We start from the raw sequence: 21277 nt of genomic DNA, 5'->3' as shown, positions 1-21277 counted from the left end.
GCATTGCACATGCAACTCAGCACCGACGAAATCGTGACGCTCGCCATCGTGGCACTGGCTGCGGGTTACCTGCTGCGCCGGGCCTGGGGCGTTGTCATGAGCAAACGTCGCGGCGGCTGCGGCACATGTGCCAGTTGCCCCGCTCAGGCGGCCGGTGCCGAGCCACAGGTGCTCAGTGTCGATAGCCTGCTAAAGCCCGTTCTTGAGAACCGTCGCTGATCAAATGCCGCGTGCAATCGCGTTCGGCCCACGGAAGCACACCGACGATTGACACGCCACGTTACTCGGCGTTAGGCGACGAAGTCGTCCGCTCAAGCGGGCGCTCGGGTGAAACCACTTGGGCATAGGCCGAGAACTCAGCCACCACATCTTCACCCAGGTCGGTCGTCACGCGGATCTTCTGCGCGATCTTGCCCGTCTTATCGCCGGCCAGGAAAGTGATCGGCACCACGTGCAAGGGCTTAGCGACGTTCGGAGCCTTGATCTCGAAGCTCTCGTCGTCGCAATAGATGCCCGTGATCCGGAACGGTTTCTTGGCCTTGATAACCAATTGCTTGGTCGCCTTTTGACCAGGCTCCAGCACTCCCATCAGCACCGAGGCCGGGCTTACGGTCAGATCCGCGACAACGCGCCCTTCGACGTCCAAAGGCACTTCGGGCGAGCGTTGGTCGTTGGTTAACAGCACCAGTTGCTCGCTGATCGTGCCGGCCGGGGCGTCAGGCCGCAATTGAACTTTCAGGTCGTAAGTCACCTGTCCCGAGTCGCGACGAGTTTCGAAGATCTGCGCGTCGACGTAAGGGCTTTGCGACTTCACGTCGGTAATTTGCCAATCACCACGTCCCGCGTACGCAATCGAGATCTGTTTCTCGACAGGTGTTCCCTGGTCGACGGTTCCTAGATCGACTTCGCCCGGGTGAATCACGATGTCGCGACGAATATAGCCTGCGACCTGCAACTGCACTTCGGCGTAGTAGGGCTTATCGAATACCACGGTCAACGTGGCGCTACGCTGGCCGAGAAAACTTCGGGTATTGAAGGCGGCGACGACCGCGGTCTCGTCGTACGTCTTCAACGTGTCGTTCAACACGCGCGGCGTCGTGCAGCCGCAACTCGATCGCACGTCGATGATGTGCGCGTCTTCTTTGTACGGGTTGTGAAATTTGAAGTTGTACTCAACCCGCGCGCCCCGCGCGACGTTCCCGAAGTCGTGACTGGTCGTTTCGAACATCTTGCGCGCCCAATCTTGGCCTTGAGCCAAGCCGTTGAGCGCCAGCATCACCAGCAACCCCAAACATTGCAGACGAACGCAAGACATACATTTCCTCACAGGAATCGCAGGCGGCCGTTGCCACGGCGCGAGGGCCGCGACACGCGGCTCTGGATCGCGACGTCGGCTCGATGTTGGCCGCGTATCATTCGATCTTCGTGGGAACTCTACGACCCTGTTACGAAAGTGTCAACTTCTTTCTATCAAAAGAGATACGCGTGCCAAACGCCTTCCAAGCAGGACAAATAAATCATTTTCGGCCATTGCCCCTGCCCCACTGTAGGAACCATCTCCAATCGACCGTAGGTGCCTGAAATGCCGTAGATAGGGGCCCGCGCCTGGTTCCAAAAGTGCCAGAGATTCCCGCCGCGACGAGAAATCCCACCGCATCCCCCTTCTTGGCAGATCGCAAAATGCCTGGTGTTACAGGGTCGGGGAGCGAGCGAAATCCCGTCCCGCCGCTGCCTGCTGGACATTTGCCGCGATCGGCAACGAAGAGGTTCTGCGCTTCTTAAACCCGCGCGACGCTAAACGCCTGTCGATCGTTGCTAGGCCGCGCGGAGCGCGTAACGTACGATGGGCATCTGAAATCAGTCCGAACTTTTGAATGGACTCAACGATGGCCTATCGAGCTCTGAAATGCAGCGTGCCCGACTCCTCGGACGCTGTCGCTAGCATTCGCGTGCGATTACTCCTCTTAGGGATGCTGACGCTGTCAATCGTGTTCGTCGACAGATTTTCAGGAGTACCATCCGCGATGCTCGGGCTGCCGTCCGTGGCCGCCGCGCCACCCACGGGCGCTCTGGTCGCGCTCACGGCGATCAGCGCCAACCAGGATCAGCCTGAAGCTGCCCCGGCGTCGAATGACGGCAATCCGTTTCCGCGCCGCATGGCCGTGCCGGACCTCAGCGGCGGCGTCGACTGGATCAACACGGCCGGACCGCTTGAGTTGAAGGACCTGCGCGGCAAATTCGTGCTGCTGGATTTCTGGACTTACTGCTGCATCAACTGCATGCATATCTTGCCGGAATTGAAAAAACTCGAAGAGTCGTTCCCCAACGAGCTGGTCGTGATCGGCGTTCATTCCGCCAAGTTCGAAAACGAGGAAGATTCAAAGAACATCACCGAGGCGGTGCTGCGCTACGAAATCAAACATCCCGTCGTCAACGATGCCAAGCACGCGATTTGGGACCGCTTCGGCATTCGTAGCTGGCCAACTGCCATCCTCATCGATCCCGAGGGCAAAGCCGTTTACGGCCGCAGCGGCGAGTTCAAGGCCAACGAATTCGCCACGCTGCTGAAACAAGCCATCCCCTATTACCGCAAAAAGGGGACGCTCGACGAAACGCCGCTCCGCTTCGACCTCGCGGCCGAGGGCGCGGCGGACACCCCACTACGCTTTCCGGGCAAAGTACTAGCGGACGAACCTGGCGAGCGCCTGTTTATCGCCGATAGCAACCACAATCGCATCGTCATTGCCGACTTCGAGGGGGCCCTGGTCGACGTTATCGGCAGTGGAGCCCTCGGCACTACCGACGGAGAATTCTCGGCCGCCACGTTTAATCACCCTCAGGGGATGGCCCTCAACGGCGATACGCTCTACGTCGCGGATACCGAAAACCACATGCTGCGAAAGGTCGATCTCGTCAAACGGCGCGTCACGACCATCGCCGGCGACGGCCACCAGGCGCAGGCGTGGCCGGGCATGGTCGCCAACCCCGCCGCCGCAGCAGAGCAAGCGCTTCCTGCGCGCTTCGCCGGCCCACCGCGTACGACGGAATTGAACAGCCCCTGGGACTTGCAGATCCATGGCGACGACCTGTACATCGCGATGGCGGGCCCGCACCAGATCTGGAAGATGCCGCTCGACGAGAGTGAAATCAGCATATACGCCGGCAACAGTCGCGAGGATATCGTCGACGGCCCGCTCGTCCCCAGCGAACCTTATGAAGCCGGCTATGCGTCGTTTGCACAACCCAGCGGACTGGCGGCCGACAAGCAGTGGCTGTACGTCGCGGATAGCGAAGGGAGTTCGCTGCGCGCCGTTCCCTTTGATCCCAGCAAGCGCGTTCGCACGGTGATTGGCACCGCGGACTTGCCGGCCGGGCGGTTGTTCGCGTTCGGCGATCACGACGGGTCGGGCCGCACGGTGCGCCTGCAGCATCCGCTGGGCATCGCTTTGAACGACGGCACGCTGTACATCGCTGATACCTACAACAACAAGATCAAGGCCGTGAATCTGGCCAAGAAGTCAGTCCGCACAATCGTGGGGACGGGCAAGCCGGGTCACGAGGACGACCCGGCCTCGTTCGACGAGCCCGCCGGACTTTCGGTGGCCGGCAACAAGCTTTACGTGGCCGACACGAATAACCACCTCATTCGCACCGTCGACCTGGGGGATAATGATCGGGTCGCCACGTTCGAGATTCGCGGCCTTAGCCCGCCACGTCCCGCGACGGCCGCAACAGTTACACCCGCCTCGCGTGGCCAAGAAGTTCGCATCGATCCCATTTCGCTGAAACCGGCCGACGGACTGGTATGGCTCAAAGCGGCGTTAAAGCTACCCGCCGGTTATAAGATCAATCCGATCGCGCCGATGCGTTACAAGCTCACCTCCCCGGCATCCACGGGCCCTGTCGACCGCGCGGCTTTGGGTCGAAGCACAAAGGTGGATCCTCCGGCCGCCGAGTTCCAGATCGAGCTTCCGCTGGCCAAATCTGAGGGAGAGGAGACGATCGAAGCCACGCTCGATTACTACTACTGCCGGGACGGCGCAGAGGGGGTCTGCAAGGCCGGCCGTGTTACATGGCTGGTCCCGCTTACAATCGCCGCGACGGCCAGCGATTCGACCGCATCGCTGCGGCTGACCGTCGAATAGAGCAGTGCCTGGCGCCAAATTTCAGGGAAATCTCATTCGTTAGCTTCCCAGCGGTTCTGTCTACGTCGTTTCGCGCGGCATCGCGCCTCGATCGCGCACGACGTTACTTTGCTTCGCTAACTAATGAGTGACGCGTCGCGACGGCGTTTTTACAGAGTCGAGTCTCGTATCTGGGAACGTTACCGAAATTCCTTGATTTCCCGGGGAAATCCGCACTTCACTCCTTCCCGTACTACTGTGCGATACCTCTCACGTCCGGCCACGATTCGGCGCTGCGGCATAGCGGGAGTGGGGTACTGCGGATCATGCTGGAGAAGGCCGTGAAACGGCAACAAACTATCTTGCATTCCCCGCATGTACGGCTATGATCGGCTACGATATTCTTAAGGGGCGGGGGCCCGGCGCAAATCGTTCGTTAGCTGGCGCGGCAGCGTCAGGTTGCCGTCACCGGCTGGGACGGTTTTACGATTTGCTCAGTAGGTGAGGCGTGGCGCGTTCGGGCGGGAAACGGTCAGAGCCGGGGCCAGTGGAAGATGGGCTACTCGAAACGGGCCCAGTCGGGAGCAGGGGGCTGCATTCCGAACAGAGGCGCGGATGGAACACCGTGTCACGCAGCTGTGACTCAGGCTGCGTATTTTCAACTATTCGGAAAACGCGTAGACTCAAGGAATCGAGGTCGGCCCCTCGGCCGTCGCTCATCTCATCTTCGCTATCATCTATTGTCAGGGAGACCTTTGCTATGGACCCCAGGCGTGCTTTGGACCCCGGCCGGCGAACCGGCTTTACGCTCGTCGAGCTGCTGGTCGTTATCGCCATCATCGGCATATTAATTGGCTTGCTGCTGCCGGCAGTGCAGGCCGCACGCGAGGCCGCGCGTAAGGCGCAGTGCTCGAACAACCTCAAGCAGTTCGGTCTGGCCCATCAGAACTACCTGAGCGCCATGGGGGTCTTCGTCCCCGGCGGCCTTATAGGGACCTCTGCCGGCGATTTGGGCAACGCGTTCGCCAGCCCCTGCACGATGCTGCTACCGTACTTCGAGGCCGGCGGCACCGCCGCGATGTATAACGCCTCGGCTCAGTGGACGAAACAACCCCAGGTGATCATGAACCAGGTGATCAACACGTTCGTCTGCCCGTCGGACGACAAAGACAATCCGATCTACCTCGGGGCGCTCGATTCCGGCTCGACCCTTATTACCCCCACCTACCCCGTTCCGTCGCCCGTAGGCGGCACTGCGGGAGGGTTGTCGCAGCCGCAGATGAACGGGCTCTTCGGCGCACTCGATTACATTCTTTGCTCCGGAATCAGCGATGCTTTTTGCGATAGTGGCGCCATGGTCCCTGGCTGGGAGCGCGGCATGTTCATGTTCGACATGATGAACACCGCTCAATCCATTACTGATGGATTGAGCAACACGTTCATGATGGGGGAAGGGGCGCAAGGTCCCAAGTGGCAGCTCGGTAAGGATTGGAATAGCGGCGTGCTTACCGACAGTACCGGTCAAACGTATCAGCCGATCTGGTGTTGGATCGCCGGCGAACCCAACGTGGATGCTTTCCAGTTAGCCGCGGGTAAACCGTTCTACACCGGCGGACCGTTCGGCACGACCGTTTTTCCCTTGAATTATAACCCCGTGTTACAGACGTACGCCCGCCTTGGCGGCACTTCGGGCCTCGGCCTGATCCTGTCCAAGAACCCCAGTGCCTGTAATAGCAGCGTGAACAGCACCGCGCAAAGCGGTCATCACATGAGCGGCTTTCGTGCCTCGCATACCGGCGGTGGCAACTTCCTGATGGCCGACGGCAGCGTTCGCTACATTCAGGCAGGAATCGATTGCGCCAACGGTGGTAAGGGGTATTTCCCTCTCGGGTCGCCCAGCGGTTCGACACAGCCAGTGCAGACAGTTACCTCGGGTAACTATCCGAACTTCAACCAGGTACTGACGGTAGCCTCTAGTGCACAAGCGCCGATCATCGGCGTCTACCAGGCCCTGTCGACCCGCGCCGGCGGCGAGCCCGTCTCCCCTCCGTGAGCGACTTGCTGTAGAAATCCGCAAACCGTTTAAATCTTCCAGCCCGTGGCGAATTAAAAATCGCGGCGGGCTTTTTTTGCGCGCTCGCCACACCTCGCATTTCCTGCCGACAATCAGGTGTCCGAAGCCATGCTCACGCCAGTTCCGCTGTGCCATGCTTTTCCGCCCCAGGCGGATAAGCATGCCTCACTACGTAATCCCAATATCTAGGACCTGCTGTTTGCTACGTGCCGAAGTAGCATTGATGATGTGGGCAAAGCGGCGCAGAAATCGTAAACCTGCCGAAGCGTCCGAATGCTGTGCCACCGACCAGGTCAACGCCCTTACGATATGAACGAACTTGCTGAATTCGTCCTCGGGCTGGGCATCTTTTTTGTCGGCCTGCAAATGGTCGGCGAGCATTTGCGCCAGCTCAGCGGGCCTGGCTTTCGCACGCTGATCGCGCGCTTCACCGCCGCGCGCGGGGCCAGCGCCGCACTCGGCCTGGCCGCGGGGCTGCTGATGCAAAGCGCGACCGGCGTCACGTTTCTGCTGACGAACATGGTCGCCGCGGGACTGCTCGATACGTCGGCCGCACTGCCCGTGATTCTATGGACCAACGTCGGGCTGACGGCGCTGGCCTTCGTCGTGACGCTCGACATTCATCCGCTCGTGGCCTGGTCGATCGGGCTGTGCGGCGCCGTGGCCACGCTCGTCCGTCAGCGCGGCATTCGTCAGGGGGCGAATGTCTTGTTGGGCGTGGCACTCTTACTGTTCGGCTTACAAAGCATGGGGGCCGCGGCCGGACCGCTCGCCCATACCGATGGCTTGCAAACCACCGCGGCACATCTCGTCGCCTCGCCCGCCATTGCCTTCCTGGCCGGCTTCGTATTGGCCGCGGTCATGCAATCCAACACCGGCGCCACGTTGCTCGTAATCACGTTGGCCACGGGCGGGCTGTTCGACCTGCCGACGGCGGCCATGCTGATCTATGGCACCAACCTGGGAACGATCGTGCTGCGACAGTTGCTCTCGATCGGCCTTCGCGGCGCCGCGCGGCAACTGGTGCGCTCGGAAGACCTGTTCTGCCTGGCGAGCGGCCTGTTGATGGTGGCGCTGTTCTATCTCGAGCGGCTCTCAGGCCTGCCCCTGGCGCTATCCGCCGTGCGCCGTGCGACGCCGTCGCTAGCATTGCAGTTGGCGCTCGTGTTTCTGCTTTCGAATTTACTTCCGGCGCTCGTGCTGTCTTTTTTCCAAGGTACCCTGTTGCGGCTGGTCGCCTGGCGTTGGCCGGCCGACGTCGAGGCCAATGCCGCGCAACCAAAATTCCTGACCGCGCGCAGTTTGGACGACCCGGTCACGGCCGTCGATCTGATCCCGCGTGAATTGGCCCGATTGCTGGCCAGCCTGCGGCAATCGGTCGAAGCCCACCGCGCCGGCACCGACAACAGCGCCGTCGAGGACCAGCGCGCTATTGACTACGCGTTGCTAGCGCGGCGGATCGACGACTACGCGGCCCAATTAGCCACGGCTCCTCTTCAGAAATCGGTGGCCGAACGACTGAACGTGGCCCGCGAGTTGACGGCCGTCGTCGGCTATCTCGAGGCGGCGTACGCACAAGCACGCAGCTCGCACCATGCACTACGACGTTTCCCAGGTACTGAAGCAGTGCGTGACCAGGTCCTATCGGCGCTCGACGCGCTGTTGGCCGCGGCGATCGTAGCGGTCGATACGCGCCAGGCAGCGGCGATCACGCAGCTACGCGAGCAATCGCGCTACCACAGTGCGCTCGTGGAGCCGGCGCGCCAATCGTGCGTCCGTGGCACGGCCGACGAACAGCCGGGCGAGCATGTGGTCGCCCAACGCGCGGCCACACTCAAACTGCTAGCCGATTTCGAACTGATCACCTGGATGATCCACCGCCTGGCGAAGCTGTTGGAACAACTCAACCCGCCAACGAAGATCGCGGCGACGAAGCCGGAAAAAAAGTCTTGATCCGGCGCCGTGACGATCAATCCCCATGCACTTGACGCAACCGCGGCGAGATGCGCAACAGCCAGGCCAGACGCTCGAATTCGTTCAGCCAGTCCTGCACGATCGCGGCCAGTTCTTCGCCCGTGGGCAACACCAAACCGCTCGGGCACGAGGCGCCAAACATTTGCGCCATCATCTGCCTGTAGCGTGACAGCGTCCGATCGCCGTAGCGGCCGATCTCTTGCGAGTCCTCGTTGAGGAACACCACCACCGGCACGCGGCTGCCGCCGCATACTTTCAATTCGGCTGCCAGCTCGGGATTGGCGTCGCGGTCGAAGAACCGCACTTCCAACAGCGGGTTCAGCCGCTGGATGTGATCCAGGATCGGACATTGATAAACGCAATCGCCGCACCACGCTCCGGCCAGACAGGCAATGCGCATCGAGCGCGTAAAGCTGCGCACCAGGGCGGCTTGCTGTTCCGTCATCCTTACCGCGGCGTGCGCATCGGCCCAGCGACGCTGATGCTCGGGCGTGCCATATTTTTCGAGGAACGCGGTGTAGGTCAAACCGTGCGAAAAGCTTGTCGTCCAGTCAGTCATGGCGAATATCCAGCCTCCGTGGGGTAAGGCCGGCCTACCTGCAGGCGCTGGCCCCTGGTCTTTTCGGCAATTTCGAACGTATAGTCAACTAGCAGTGCGACTGCTCGCGCGAGCCGCGTGGTCTTGAATCGGGCCGGGCGACGCGTCATTATCATGCGGCAAATATAGCCGCGATTTTTCAGAGCTCGGTTTGAGATCCTGTGCGCGTCGTCAGCTACAACATTCACAAAGGCATCGGCGGGCGTGACCGGCGTTACCGTTTCGAACGGATCGCCGAGGTCATCGAGCATTTGCAGCCCGACGTCGTCTGCTTGCAAGAGGTGGACCACAACGTCCGCCGCACGCGCTTTGACCATCAGCCGGACTTGCTGGCTGCCCGGCTCAATGCCGTCGACGCATTCTATCAGCACAATGTGCATCTCAAAATGGGAGGTTACGGCAACCTGATCATTTCAGGCTGGCCGTTCCGTTCGAAGCACCAGATTTCGCTGCGTCTGAAATCCAAGAAGCCGCGAGGCGCGCAGGCCGTAGTGATCGATACGCCGCAAGGCCCGTTGCACCTGGTGAACTGGCATCTGGGTTTGGCCGAGCGCGAGAGAAGCTGGCAAGTGCATCACTTGCTGACGCATTCGTCATTTCGCGAAGCACACGAGCTGCCGACCTTAATCATCGGCGACTACAACGACTGGCGCAACCGCTTGAAGCACGAATCATTCGCCGAGCATGGCTTCGAGCAAATCACGAGCCCGCCGTCGCGATTCCGCTCGTTCCCCGCTTACTTGCCGCTGGGCTCGCTCGACAAGGCCTTTTATCGGGGCGCCATAAGTATCGATCGCGCCTTCATCGCGCATAGCGCCCTGGCGAAGAACGCCAGCGATCATTTGCCGCTGGTCGTCGATTTCGATCTGGGTAGCAATGGCTCGGCCGGCGTTTAGCCGCGAGTTGTGTCACTGACCTTTGTCATGCGTCCAGTTCTCGATCGGGGGACCGCCGGACGATTGCCACACGCGTGACGGGCGGTTAGCTTCTAACCCAAGCCGCTTCCGCGTGCTTGCCTGCCCTGCCCCGCACACCCGCCCCGGAGAGGAAACACCCCATGCGTCGTGCATCGTATTTCCCAATTTGGTTTGTCCTGCTATCGGCCGTCACCGCGGCATTTCATTTTTGCGGCGCCAGCGCGCACGCCGCCGACGAATATAAACATGGCCCCGATTCCGAGCGGCACGAGGGAGTGCCCAAGGGGACGGTGACCGAGCATCATTGGAAGAGCAACGTCTTTGCCGGCACCGAACGCGACTATTGGGTCTACGTCCCCTCGCAATACAAGGCCGACACGCCGGCGTCAGTGATGGTCTTTCAGGACGGCAAATGGTACGTCGACGAAACGCGCGACTTCCGTGTGCCGATCGTGTTCGACAATCTGATTCACCAGGGAGCGATGCCGGTAACGATCGGTATCTTCATCAACCCGGGCGTCTTCCCCGACAAGAAATCAGGGGACGGCAAGCCGGAATCAAACCGCAGCTTCGAGTACGACACGCTCAGCGATCAATACGCGCGCTTCTTGCTCGAGGAAATTCTACCCGAGGTAGCCAAGGAGTATCGCCTGACCGACCAGACGTCGGGCCGAGCTATCTGCGGCATCAGTTCTGGCGGAATTTGCTCCTGGACGGTGGCCTGGCAGCGTCCCGACGCGTTCAGCAAAGTGCTGAGTCATGTCGGCAGCTTTACGAACATCCGCGGCGGGCACGTCTACCCGGCGTTGATTCGCAAGACCGACCCAAAGCCGATCCGTATCTTCATGCAGGATGGCTCGGGCGATCTGGACAACGCCCACGGTAACTGGCCGCTGGCGAATCAGGAGATGGCCGCGGCACTGAAGTTTGCCAAGTACGACTATCGCTTCGAATACGGCGACGGCGGCCACAACGGCAAGCAGGGTGGCGCCATCCTGCCAGAGTCGATACGTTGGCTGTGGCGCGACGACAAATCGGCTGCCGCGCAATAAGGGCCGATACCAGACGCCAGTCGTAGCCCAGCAAGAGCTTGTCGCGTTTTCACTGACGTTGCATCTCGCATGCATCCTACGGTCGCTGTACCGCGCGGATGCGCGCCGCATGCACGCGCGCCACGTCCCACATATAGTGTGGGATGCGATGCATTTCAGCCTCGACGATATGTTCGGCGCACGATTCTGTGTCGCCGGTGGCCTCGAAATAGAGGGCCAGATAAAGATGGGCGTAAAACAGCCGTTCGTTTAAACGGTCGGGCGGCGGATCCCCATCCCGGGCGGCGCGTAACACTTCGTCCGGCGAAATATCACCTCGGTATAGCGCATAAACTTCCATCATCGGCACGCGCCCGTCCCGTTTGATGGACAGGATCTCGGCCCGGGCTTTCGCCAATCCCTCGCCGCGCGCCATGCACAGGTATCGCCACACCGCGTTCTCGACGTCGTTATCGTCGACCGTCTGGTAGCCCTCGAATTGCTTCCGTCCGTCCGCGAATCGCCCGGCATAGTAATACGAGATGCCTCGCTTCCAATGCGCCTTCTCCTGGTCCGGGCGCAGAGCGAGATAACGGTCGAAATCCGCGATCGAATCGTCGAACTTGCCGAGTTTAAATCGTTCGCTACCGCGCCGATCATAAAGTTCCGGCTGGTCGGGCGCGAGCTTTATGGCCTGGTCGTAATCCGGAATGGCTGCCTCATGTTCCCCCAGTGCCGCTCGGATGTCCGCGCGCAGTTGATAGCTGCGAGGATCGTCTTTGGCCGCTTCAATCGCTCGGCCGGCCAGTTCAACGGCACGCTCCGGCTCGCGATCCCGTAGCGCAGCGCGGGCCCGATCCAGAAGTTGCCCCACATCGCCATCTTCGGCCGATGCTAAAACGCAAACCGAAATGGCCAGAATGATCGCCTTGACTACATTCATCGTTCACCTCTCGCGGCGTTCAGGGTACGGGCAAGCCGCATCGTACCGCGCGTTGGTCTGACTGCCGACCTGGGAAGCTCGGCCAAGTACAATTTGTCACACGTCGGACGGTATCGCCCTCGAAAGTGGCGAATTACAATGCACGCCGATTCGATTCGTTTCCCGCCGTCCCCGCGCTCCGTGCTGGAGATACCTCGGTGAAAAAGCTTCCGATTGTTTCCGTGCTTTCCGTAGGAGTCTCGATCGTAATGGCCGTGAACTCGACAGTTAGCGCTGAGCCTATTAAGCCGATCAAAATCGGTATCATCGGTCTCGACACATCGCACGTCATCGCATTTACCAAGGCGATGAACGACCCGAGCGCCACGGGCGACCTGGCCGCCGTCGAGGTCGTCGCGGCCTACCCCGGCGGCAGCCCAGATATCCCTTCGAGCCGGGACCGCGTCGAGGGCTACACCAAGGAGTTGCGCGACTCGGGGGTCGAAATCGTCGGTTCGATCGATGAACTACTGTCAAAAGTCGATGCCATCCTTTTGGAGAGCGTCGATGGTCGACCCCACCTCAAACAGGCGATTCCCGTCATCAAGGCAGGCAAACCTTTATTCATTGACAAGCCGGTCGCCGGCACGCTCGCCGATGCGGTCGAGATATACAAGCTGGCGGCCGAGCATAACGTTCCCTGCTGGTCCAGTTCGTCACTTCGCTTCAGCCCAGGCATCCTCGGCATGCGTCATGATGAACGTGTAGGCGAAGTGCTCGGCTGCGACGCCTACGGGCCATGCACCTTGGAAGAGCACCATCCCGATCTTTTCTGGTACGGCATCCATGGCGTCGAGATTCTGTTCACCATCATGGGATCTGGTTGCGAGTCGGCGCAGCGCACGCAAACGGCCGATGGTGAAATGGTCGTCGGCGTGTGGAGCGGAGGACGTATCGGCACGTTCCGCGGCCTTCGCGCCGGCAAATCGGATTACGGCGCTATGGTTTTCGGTTCGAAGGGGGTCGTCCCAAGCGGATCGTACGCGGGCTATCAACCACTGGTCGCCGAGATCGCGAAGTTCTTCCAATCCGGGAAGCCGCCCGTGAGCGCCGCCGAGACGTTGGAAATTTATGCGTTCATGGAAGCCGCCGACGAAAGCAATCGCCAGGGAGGGAAGTCCGTCACGCTGAAATCGGTGATGGATCGTGCATCGGCCGCGGCCCAATAACGTCCGGTACAACAATCGGGCAATGAAAGGCGGGCGGGACGCCCGCCCCCCAAAACTGCAACAAGCTGCGCTACGCTTGTTCCTCAAGCCGCTTCACTGCGAGCCGCAGCACCCGGGCCAGGTACTTTCGATCGAGCATGTCTGCCGCGACGTCGGCCGTTACCCAGCGGCGTTGGCGACGGTCCGCCTCGAGCCAGGTCTCATCGGCTTCCTGCACGTGCATCAGGAAGACGGTAACCGTGAGCATGACGCCCCATTTGGCGTACTGATATTCGCCCAGCGGTTCGCCGACGACTCGGCCACGAAGACCGCCTTCCTCGTGGGCCTCTTTCAAGGCGGTCTCAACCGCCGTTTCGCCCGGATCGATCAAGCCCTTGGGAAAGCCCCAGCGGCCACTACTCAGCGAAGTGATCAGGCAGATCTCGAGCCTCCCATCGTGAACCCGATACGGGATGGCGGACGCCTGGAGCGAAGAAGGGGGAAACGGGGTGTGCATCTGTGTCTTATCCATTTCCCCAAATCGTCGGCCTGATTTCCGGACCGCGGGCCCTGTCAGTCTCAGTCTAGGGTCTCATTTTGACTCGGAAATCTCATTTTTGGACTGATTTCTAGCCGTGTCCCCGGCGGGTGATCGCCCTGAAAGAAAGGCCCGCGGGACAAATCGCCCAATTCTCGGCATTTTTCCTCAAGGAACAAAGAAAACAATCCCCCGGCTCCGGCTTGGCACCAGCTTTGCGTTCTATCCTTTCTCGTTAGGGGCAAATGATACGCAAGCACTTATTTGACCCAGAGTTTGCACGAAGCCAGTTACGTAAGGAGAGACAAGGATGCTAGTACTCAGCCGCAAAGCCGGCGAACGAATCAGGATTGGCGACAACATAACGATCGTCGTCAATCGAGTGGTGGGAAGTCGCGTCAGTGTCGGGATCGAAGCCCCGGCAAACGTCCGCATCGTCCGAGGCGAGTTGGAGTTCTTCGACGACGCCCCGATCGCGGAATCGGCAATCGCTGTTGCCAACTGTGCTGTGCCGATGGTGGCCGACCATCTGCATGCCGCCAAATAGCACCCCGCCCTGCGATCACTCAATCACGATTGGCGGCAGGGCGAGGCGGGTAATGGAAATGGCGCCGGCGAAGCAAACGTCGACGTCGTGGCCGCGAGAGCGCGGTCGACCGTGGTAATTAACGGCGTATCGATAGCGACCTTCGACAAGGCGGTAGCCAGCGGGAAGTGGATGGGGATCCATCTCGCAGAAAACAATCTCGGGGGAGACATGCGGGGAAAGCGGGTCGGGAAAGTTGACGTTCCAGTAGACGCCGGTTTCGGCGGACTTCGCCAGGAGCAGCCGAACCACATCCGCCGTCCAGCGCGCAGCGCGGTCCCAGTCGGCCGCGCTGTCGCGCCGGCGGTACTGGGAAAAGGCGATTCCCGGTTTGCCTAATAGCGCTGCCTCACGCACGGCGGCCACCGTCCCTGAGCGATAAATGTCGGCCCCCAAATTGGCCCCTTCGTTGATGCCGGAGATCACCCAATCGACTTCGGGCGCAATATGCCCAAGGGCCAGTCTTACGCAATCCACCGGCGTTCCGTCCAGCGCATGCCGCGAATGGGCCAAACTGGCTAGAGTCAAAGCGCGATCCATCGTGGTCTGATGTGCGCAGCCGGAGAGGTGCCGATCGGGGGCCAGGACGATACTTTCACCGATCAAGTTCATCGCCTGTTCGAGTGCCGCCAGGCCGGGTGCCTCGATGCCATCGTCATTGGTTAGCAGGAACTTCATTCCGCAATCGTACCCGCCACGCCCTCTGCTGGCCAAACGTACTTACCTCTACAGGTCGGCAGGGATTAACGAGAAGACCACGGCATCCGTCGGCCTGCCCTTTAAAACTAGCCGATTGCGCAGCACGCCCTCGCGCGTGGCTCCGATCTTTTCCGCGACGCGTTGGCTGGCCAGGTTTTCGGTGGCGACCAGGATTTCGATTCGCGTCAGGTCGAGATCCACCAGCCCGAAACGGACTAGCAGCCGAGCGGCCCGGGTTGCATGCCCGCGGCCGGCCGCATCTCGTCTTACCCAATAGCCAAGACTGGCGCATCCGGTCGTTCGATCGACGTGATACAGGCCGCATCCACCGAGTAGCCGGGATTGCGTTGCATCGGCGATGAAATAGTCGTACGCCCGGTCCTCGAAACGCTCGCTATCGACGCGGCGCAAAAACTTCACCGCGTCCTCGGCCTCGTAGTCGGCATGGCACCACGAGGTCCAACGCATCAAGTCGTCGAGCGAACTACGCACCGCTTCGACCATGGCCGCGACGTCGTCTTGGCATGGAACGCGCAACGCGATCGCTTCGTCGGCAAGTTCGCTAGGCATGGTCGTACGCCGGAACATTCGCAAATCGAGAGAGAGTGGGGGCTCATTGCGCAAGGGGCACTGAGTCCGACGCAATTTGATCCCACGGCACTGCCTGCATCAAGTCAGACTGCCTCGAACGGCGTCTTGCCGTAAGCATGATAGATGCCTCGCGCGTCGCGAGGCGTCAGACGGAATCAACTGTCGGGTCGATCCTGCGACAGCCATTCCGAAAGCGTGCGCGGCTGCTTCGGCTCGGGAAACATCCAGGCCATAAAACCCGATCGCGGCTTCTTGCGCTGCTTTTCCGCAGCCGCCTGCTGCTGCTTGAGCCGCTTCTTCGCCTGAGATTTTTGCCGCTCTTGCTGCCAATACGTGGGATCGAGCGGCTTCGACACGGTCTCGGTCAACTGCCGCGTGCCCGTCTCGAGCCGACCCGTGAACGAATCGTCATCGCGTGCCACGATCTGGTCGGAACCATCGCGCGAACCGGCCAGTGTCTGCGAACCTGTCGGCGCCAACGGTTGGCAACCGGCCAATGTCGCGCCCAGCAGAGGTACGGCAAACAGTGATCGAGACCAACTCACGGCCTTGAATCTCCACAGACAGATCGGAACGATCGAGACGGGGCTGCCCAATGCGCGGCGCCCGGGAATCGGACGCACACGGCGACGGAGTGTCGCAAAATCGGGCAAGCCGGTCCAGGTGGCTTTGTGCGATTCAAAATCGCATCCGTCGCGGTCCGCTTAGAGATAACAGTGTCCGACGGTGGCAATTGTCCGCGATTCCCCTTTTTCGTAGCATAAGGCTAGGTTTACCGGTGTTATTGGCCTTCAAATGGTGTTCGCGTCGGCTCGTTCGCGACGCGGATTTTTCACGCAACCTATGCTAGCTAGGAGTGAGGCCGCGGCGGAAGTGATGGCCGGGGGCTCGCATTTCAAAGACTTGTCAGGGCGGTGAGCGACGTATGACGAATCCTCGGTTTGGTTTCATCGGCGCTGGCCGAATGGCAACGGCGCTCGCTCGAGGTTTCGTCCGGGCGAAGCTAGCCTCTGTGGATCGGATCGTAGCAAGCGATCCCTATGCAGCCGCCGGCGAACGGTTCACCGCCGACACCGGCTGTCGCTTTGTTGCCAGTAACCTGGACGTACTCGCCAATTCCGACGTTATTTTTCTGGCGATTAAGCCGCAGCAAATGACGCCTGTCATGGCGGAGTTGCACGGCGCGGCAAAACGCGACCATCTGGTCATCTCGATTGCGGCCGGAGTGCCGCTTGCGGCGCTCGCGGCGGGGCTCGGGAATGCGCCAAGGCTCGTGCGCGTTATGCCGAATACTCCCTGTCTTGTCGGCGCTGGTGCCAGTGGCTACTGCCTTGGACCCAATGCGACGGCCGACGATGCGCATCTGGTCGGCAGGTTGCTCGGCGCGGTCGGTACCGCTCACCAGGTTGAAGAGTCCTTGCTAGATGCCGTAACGGGCCTGTCCGGATCGGGCCCGGCATTCGTCTACGTCTTGATCGAAGCATTGAGCGACGGCGGCGTGAAAGTCGGTTTGCCGCGCGATATCGCGCTGGCCCTGGCCGCCCAAACAGTTCGCGGCGCCGCTGAAATGGTGCTGGCCACCGGTGATCATCCGGGTGTCCTCAAGGACGCCGTCGCTAGTCCCGGCGGCACGACGATCGCAGGCCTGGCAGCGTTGGAATCGGCCGGCGCGCGGGCTGCCATGATTGCCGCGGTCGAGGCCGCCACGCGGCGTAGCGCCGAGCTGGGGGCCCTGTCAAAATCCAAGAGCCTGTGACACAATGGTCCGCGATATCAGAAATCGCACTTTGACCGCCGATTGAGGGGCCGACGAAGCCACGGATGTGCCGCGGTGTACCGGAACGAGCCGAATTTTGCCTGGGCATGGGAGGTTGGCAGAAAGCCATAACAATGTCCGTTTTTTGCCTGATCGACGACAAGCACGTCCCCCTTTACCGCGTTATCTGGGTTGCCGCGACCCCGCACTTTTGTGGCGAAGATGACTGCCAATGCGAAGGGGATTACGAGATTCGCCTGGAGCAAGGCGAGGTCGTATGGGCCAACATGGAGGAGCGCGACGCGCTGCTCAAGGCCCTGGAAGAATGGGCCGGCGGCCCGGCAGGCCCCGGCGATAATTGGGAGTAACTTCCGGCGGACTGGCGACTCAGGACGCGGTGGGAACTGGCGTATGAAATCACACGATTCGGCAGCTTCTCAGACCGCGTCCGTTCTCGCAACGTGGGAGACCACACCGAACCGCTGGCTCGTAAGTTTGCCGCGCTAAGGATGTTGCGATGACGATGTTCGATACCGAAAACTTCCAGTGGCGCGAAACTTACTTCGTGCTTTTCCGCTCGGCGAAGCGTCCCACACTCGCCAAAGTCGAAGCGACACTGCGCGAACTAGGCAGCCACTATCAACTGGCCGATATGCAGGCCGGCGAAGGCGACACCTTTGAATCGCTCACGCTGTTCTCACCCGACGATTTCGCCGCGCTCGATATCAGCTACCTGGCAGGCGAAGATGTGCAGGATCAGGTGGCCTCGCTCGTCGAGGAGTTACGTCCTGGTGAAGGTGTCGAGCCGGCCAAACTGGCCCTACTACCAAAGTGTGACGCGCGATTCGATGTCATGCACTTCGAGCAAATGATCGGCAACGACGCAGGGGAAGAAGCCGACGAGATGCTCGACCCCAGCACGCTCTTGTTAGTGCTCGAAGCGTTGGTCGAATTAACCGGCGGCGTCGGAATCGATCCACAGTCCGGATCGTTGATGTAAACCAAATTCTGTCGGAAAGATTCCCTGGCAGGCAGAATTTGGCCGGCAAAACTGCTCGCACCCGATCTGTACACCCTCCCTTCCGGTTTTCTGCCCGTTAGACAACTGCCCCTCGCGTTCAAGGATCATTCATCGCATGAGTCATGCCCCTACCGAAAGCTCGGAAGTTTCGCTCCAGCCCAGCGAGGGTTGGCACTGCAGTCATCTTTTTTATCGGTTCGATCGCGGCGTGCTTGCCGCGCTGTCGCCCGACGCTGTGCGGACCGGGCGCGAAGAAATCGCCGCCTTATTGAATCCCGAAGTTGCCGGCGGGCCTGCGCGGTTGCAAACCTCGATCGTGTCAGGACACAAGGCCGATTTCGCCCTGATGGTGCTCGATCCCAATCCGTTGGTGGTCGATGGCTTGCACGAACGCCTGCTGGCCAGCCGCCTCGGTCCGGCGATCGTGCCGACGTACTCGTTTGTCTCGATGACCGAAGTCTCGGAATACGTCCCCTCGGTCGAGCAATATGGTGAGCGTTTGGTCAAAGAGGGAGAAGACCCCAACGGTCCGGCCTACAAAGCGAAACTGAAGGCGTACGAATCGCGTGAAGAGATGATGCGCCGCCAGCGACTGACACCCGAATTGCCCCCCTGGCCCAACACCTGCTTCTATCCGATGAACAAAAAGCGCAAGGTTGGCGAAAATTGGTTCCTACTCGATTTCGCCGAGCGCAGCCGATTGATGTCCGAGCACGCTCGCAGCGGCATGAAGTTCGGCGGCCGCGTGACGCAGTTGATCACGGTCTCGGTCGGGCTCGACGATTGGGAATGGGGCGTCACCCTCTGGGCCCGCCGGCCCGAGTTCCTCAAGGAAATCGTCTACACGATGCGATTCGACGAGGCGAGCGCCCGTTACGCCGAGTTTGGCCCGTTCTACACCAGCTACATCACGACCGCCGACAAGCTGCTCGACCACTGCCGTGTCGGCATCTAGATAGCTTCTAGTGACCAGCCCTACCGTCTCGCGCCGAGTTAGGATTCGTATCGCGCCCAGCAATCCGCCGGAGTTCGAGCAACGCTTCGGTGCGATAGCCAAATGAGGGCAGGAATGGCCGCAACCGGCCCCAGCGCAATGATCCCGAGCCCCACCATGGCAAGTGGGGCATCGGTCTGCCTCGGATTCTCGACATTGATTCCGGCGATACTCAGGGCACCGCCCAAAACAAGAATCGGGACAAACAAGGAACTGGCGAGCACAAAAATCGCATGATTAAAGCCTCCGTAGCCAGCGACTGCTTCGGCGATTCGTGAGAATTCCGAACCCGATTCTTTGCAAATCGCTGGGAGCACAAACACCCGCACATGGCGATGCACTGCGCAACTAATACCGACGATGCCTAAGATGGTTGAGGCGCCTAAACCAATTAGTAGGGTGATCATCGTCTGCCCAATCGTTTCGATTCCCGGGCCGACGGCAAAGATCTTCTCGACGAGGAGAAACACAAGTACGTTCAGCAGCGCGTACGTAGCCGCCCGCCAACCCGCGACCGCCAGGTAGAACCAGAAGCAGGTGCGGCCTCGCGCGCGGTCGGGATCATAGGCACGAAGCCAGAATGCCGATTCTACGGCACTCCGCCCAGCCGTCAAAAACGGCAAGAGGCAGGCGATAAACGGATTGCCCGTAAGGACAAATACGGCTACGGCCGCCCCCAAGATCGCGAACCAAACCATTCCGATGATTTCTCGAAAATCGTGAATCGTCCCGCTACGATGATACCGTAGTGATGAGGTCGGCGAACGCCAGAAACTACAAACCTCGCTGCTTCACGGCGTGTGTGTCATTATAGTTGTCGAGCTGCGAAATAGTTGTCGAGCTGCGAATCGCTCGGATTCCAACGCCGATCAGCGTTCCGGCGGCACAAAACGAAACTCACTGTGGAGCGGAAACCAATGGACGCATCCATGAATCGCCGCAAGTTTCTGGCAACTAGCTCGGCAGCCTTGGCCGCCACAGCAATTTCGCCCGTCGCGCTCCGCGCCGCCCGCAGTCCCAATGAGAAATTCACGCTCGGAGTCATGGGGCTGAACGGCCGGGGTCGAGCGTTGGCCGGGGTTCTGGCCGCGCAGCCGGACGTGGCGATTGCTTATCTGTGCGACGTCGACGAAGCCACGATCGGTCCAACCAGCGACAACGTTGCCAAGAGCCAGCAGCATGCTCCGAAGGCCATCGCGGATTTTCGCCGGATGCTGGATGATCCCGCGGTCGATGGCGTGGCGATCGCCACGCCCGACCATTGGCATGCCCTGGCCACGATTCACGCCTGCGCCGCCGGTAAACATGTCCTGGTCGAAAAGCCGGCCTCGCACAACGTCATCGAGGGGCAGCGTATGGTGGCCGCGGCACGGAAGCACAATCGGCAGGTCCAGGTCGATACGCAGCGCCGCTCGAGCGCCTCGATGAAGGCGATGGTCGATTTTCTTTCTTCCGGGGGCGTCGGCAAACTCCATTTCGCGCGCAGTTGGATTACCTCGCGCCGTGAAAATATCGGTCACGCCGCCGACGAAGCGACGCCACCCGGGGTCGACTACGACCTGTGGCTCGGACCGGCCCCGGCTCGTTCCTTTAATCGCAACCATTTCCATTATCGCTGGCACTGGTTCTGGGATTACGGTACCGGCGAATTAGGAAATAACGGGGTACATGGCCTTGATATCGCCCGCTGGGGTTTGGGGGTCGACATGCCGTTGTCGGTCGTCTCGAGCGGGGCAAAGCAGTTCTTCGACGACGACCAGGTCACACCTGACACACAAGTGGTGTGCTACGAGTTTCCCGGCCTGACTTTGGTCTGGGAGCATCGCACTTGGAGCCCCTACGGCATGAACGATTCGGCGTTCGGCGTCGAATTCCACGGCGCCGATGGAGTTGTCACAACCGATGGCCGCACGTGGTGGATCCACCGTCCGAAAGAAGCCAAACAATCGGGCTTCGACGGTGATTCCGGCTACGAGCCGCAACATCAGCGCAACTGGCTCGACGCGATCCGCGGCGATGCACAACTCGCGGCGGACATCGAAGTGGGGCACATCAGCACCTCGCTGTGCCACATCGGCAACATTTCACAGCGTCTCGGCCGCAAGCTGGCCTGGGATGCCGTGACTTGGAAATTCGCTCCGGCGGATAAAGATGCCGATGCGCTGCTCGGGCGCGAATATCGCGCGCCCTGGACGCTGCCCTCGGTGTGATGCAATCGCGGGGATCGTTTTCCCGCGCCGGCTC

At 60.6% G+C, this 21277-nt stretch carries 21 protein-coding genes; 13 read left to right on the top strand and 8 right to left on the bottom strand.

The window, feature by feature from the left end; translation table 11 throughout:
• Positions 1-9 precede the first annotated feature (9 nt).
• Complete coding sequence (locus VGN12_18645) at positions 10-219, top strand: FeoB-associated Cys-rich membrane protein (GenBank protein ID HEY4311474.1); 210 nt, start codon at positions 10-12, stop codon at positions 217-219.
• A gap of 61 nt (positions 220-280) precedes the next feature.
• On the opposite strand, the gene VGN12_18640 is transcribed toward VGN12_18645, so the two are convergent.
• Positions 281-1315, bottom strand: a complete 1035-nt coding sequence (locus VGN12_18640; protein ID HEY4311473.1) for a DUF1573 domain-containing protein — start codon at positions 1313-1315, stop codon at positions 281-283.
• A 571-nt stretch (positions 1316-1886) separates the two neighbouring features.
• Here VGN12_18640 and VGN12_18635 point away from each other — a divergent pair.
• The 3 genes from VGN12_18635 (at position 1887) to VGN12_18625 (ending at position 8151) form a co-directional block, all read left to right on the top strand.
• Complete coding sequence (locus VGN12_18635; protein HEY4311472.1) at positions 1887-4145, top strand: thioredoxin-like domain-containing protein; 2259 nt, start codon at positions 1887-1889, stop codon at positions 4143-4145.
• Positions 4146-4884: 739 nt separating this feature from the next.
• On the top strand, positions 4885-6177 hold the full coding sequence (locus tag VGN12_18630; GenBank protein HEY4311471.1) for a DUF1559 domain-containing protein: 1293 nt from the start codon (positions 4885-4887) through the stop codon (positions 6175-6177).
• A gap of 330 nt (positions 6178-6507) precedes the next feature.
• Positions 6508-8151: a Na/Pi symporter gene (locus tag VGN12_18625; protein HEY4311470.1), complete on the top strand. Its 1644-nt coding sequence runs from the start codon at positions 6508-6510 to the stop codon at positions 8149-8151.
• A gap of 16 nt (positions 8152-8167) precedes the next feature.
• Here the strand turns inward: VGN12_18625 and VGN12_18620 are convergent, their stop codons facing one another.
• Positions 8168-8731 (bottom strand): thioredoxin family protein, encoded by a 564-nt coding sequence (locus VGN12_18620; GenBank protein HEY4311469.1) that lies wholly within the window; start codon positions 8729-8731, stop codon positions 8168-8170.
• A gap of 200 nt (positions 8732-8931) precedes the next feature.
• On the opposite strand from VGN12_18620, the gene VGN12_18615 reads away from it, so the two are divergent.
• Together VGN12_18615 and VGN12_18610 are read left to right on the top strand one after the other, a co-directional pair.
• The gene (locus VGN12_18615) at positions 8932-9666 is read left to right on the top strand and encodes an endonuclease/exonuclease/phosphatase family protein (protein ID HEY4311468.1); all 735 of its coding nucleotides are present in this window, start codon (positions 8932-8934) and stop codon (positions 9664-9666) included.
• A gap of 161 nt (positions 9667-9827) precedes the next feature.
• The gene (locus tag VGN12_18610; protein ID HEY4311467.1) at positions 9828-10739 is read left to right on the top strand and encodes an alpha/beta hydrolase-fold protein; all 912 of its coding nucleotides are present in this window, start codon (positions 9828-9830) and stop codon (positions 10737-10739) included.
• Positions 10740-10815: 76 nt separating this feature from the next.
• Here VGN12_18610 and VGN12_18605 read toward each other — a convergent pair whose 3' ends face one another.
• Positions 10816-11661 (bottom strand): tetratricopeptide repeat protein, encoded by an 846-nt coding sequence (locus VGN12_18605; GenBank protein HEY4311466.1) that lies wholly within the window; start codon positions 11659-11661, stop codon positions 10816-10818.
• A 197-nt stretch (positions 11662-11858) separates the two neighbouring features.
• Between VGN12_18605 and VGN12_18600 the strand changes: the two genes are divergently transcribed.
• The gene (locus tag VGN12_18600) at positions 11859-12869 is read left to right on the top strand and encodes a Gfo/Idh/MocA family oxidoreductase (GenBank protein ID HEY4311465.1); all 1011 of its coding nucleotides are present in this window, start codon (positions 11859-11861) and stop codon (positions 12867-12869) included.
• A gap of 70 nt (positions 12870-12939) precedes the next feature.
• Here VGN12_18600 and VGN12_18595 read toward each other — a convergent pair whose 3' ends face one another.
• The gene (locus VGN12_18595) at positions 12940-13380 is read right to left on the bottom strand and encodes an NUDIX hydrolase (protein ID HEY4311464.1); all 441 of its coding nucleotides are present in this window, start codon (positions 13378-13380) and stop codon (positions 12940-12942) included.
• 316 nt (positions 13381-13696) lie between these two features.
• Here VGN12_18595 and VGN12_18590 point away from each other — a divergent pair, with 316 nt between their 5' ends.
• A complete protein-coding gene (locus VGN12_18590; protein HEY4311463.1) occupies positions 13697-13933 on the top strand; it encodes a carbon storage regulator in 237 nt (78 codons plus the stop codon).
• Between the two features lie 15 nt (positions 13934-13948).
• Here VGN12_18590 and surE read toward each other — a convergent pair whose 3' ends face one another.
• From surE to VGN12_18575, 3 genes are all read right to left on the bottom strand, one after another.
• On the bottom strand, positions 13949-14650 hold the full coding sequence (gene surE / locus VGN12_18585) for a 5'/3'-nucleotidase SurE (GenBank protein ID HEY4311462.1): 702 nt from the start codon (positions 14648-14650) through the stop codon (positions 13949-13951).
• Between the two features lie 48 nt (positions 14651-14698).
• Entirely contained in the window at positions 14699-15241 is a 543-nt protein-coding gene (locus VGN12_18580) for a GNAT family protein (protein HEY4311461.1), read from the bottom strand.
• A 176-nt stretch (positions 15242-15417) separates the two neighbouring features.
• Positions 15418-15807 carry a hypothetical protein gene (locus VGN12_18575; GenBank protein HEY4311460.1) on the bottom strand — a complete coding sequence of 130 codons (390 nt, stop codon included), beginning with the start codon at positions 15805-15807 and terminating at the stop codon, positions 15418-15420.
• Between the two features lie 380 nt (positions 15808-16187).
• Between VGN12_18575 and proC the strand changes: the two genes are divergently transcribed.
• From proC to hemQ, 4 genes are all read left to right on the top strand, one after another.
• Positions 16188-17018: a pyrroline-5-carboxylate reductase gene (gene proC, locus VGN12_18570; protein HEY4311459.1), complete on the top strand. Its 831-nt coding sequence runs from the start codon at positions 16188-16190 to the stop codon at positions 17016-17018.
• 134 nt (positions 17019-17152) lie between these two features.
• Positions 17153-17386, top strand: a complete 234-nt coding sequence (locus VGN12_18565) for a hypothetical protein (protein ID HEY4311458.1) — start codon at positions 17153-17155, stop codon at positions 17384-17386.
• A 149-nt stretch (positions 17387-17535) separates the two neighbouring features.
• A complete protein-coding gene (locus VGN12_18560; protein ID HEY4311457.1) occupies positions 17536-18018 on the top strand; it encodes a hypothetical protein in 483 nt (160 codons plus the stop codon).
• A gap of 136 nt (positions 18019-18154) precedes the next feature.
• Positions 18155-18994 carry a hydrogen peroxide-dependent heme synthase gene (gene hemQ, locus VGN12_18555; protein ID HEY4311456.1) on the top strand — a complete coding sequence of 280 codons (840 nt, stop codon included), beginning with the start codon at positions 18155-18157 and terminating at the stop codon, positions 18992-18994.
• Positions 18995-19032: 38 nt separating this feature from the next.
• Here hemQ and VGN12_18550 read toward each other — a convergent pair whose 3' ends face one another.
• A complete protein-coding gene (locus VGN12_18550) occupies positions 19033-19503 on the bottom strand; it encodes a hypothetical protein (GenBank protein HEY4311455.1) in 471 nt (156 codons plus the stop codon).
• Between the two features lie 459 nt (positions 19504-19962).
• On the opposite strand from VGN12_18550, the gene VGN12_18545 reads away from it, so the two are divergent.
• Positions 19963-21243 carry a Gfo/Idh/MocA family oxidoreductase gene (locus tag VGN12_18545; protein ID HEY4311454.1) on the top strand — a complete coding sequence of 427 codons (1281 nt, stop codon included), beginning with the start codon at positions 19963-19965 and terminating at the stop codon, positions 21241-21243.
• The last annotated feature ends 34 nt before the right edge of the window (positions 21244-21277 follow it).

Source organism: Pirellulales bacterium (genome assembly GCA_036499395.1).
In the GTDB taxonomy this organism is placed as follows: Bacteria; Planctomycetota; Planctomycetia; order Pirellulales; family JACPPG01; genus JACPPG01.
The sequence above is the reverse complement of the archived record's forward strand: the minus strand, read 5'-3'. Positions and strand labels throughout refer to the sequence as shown.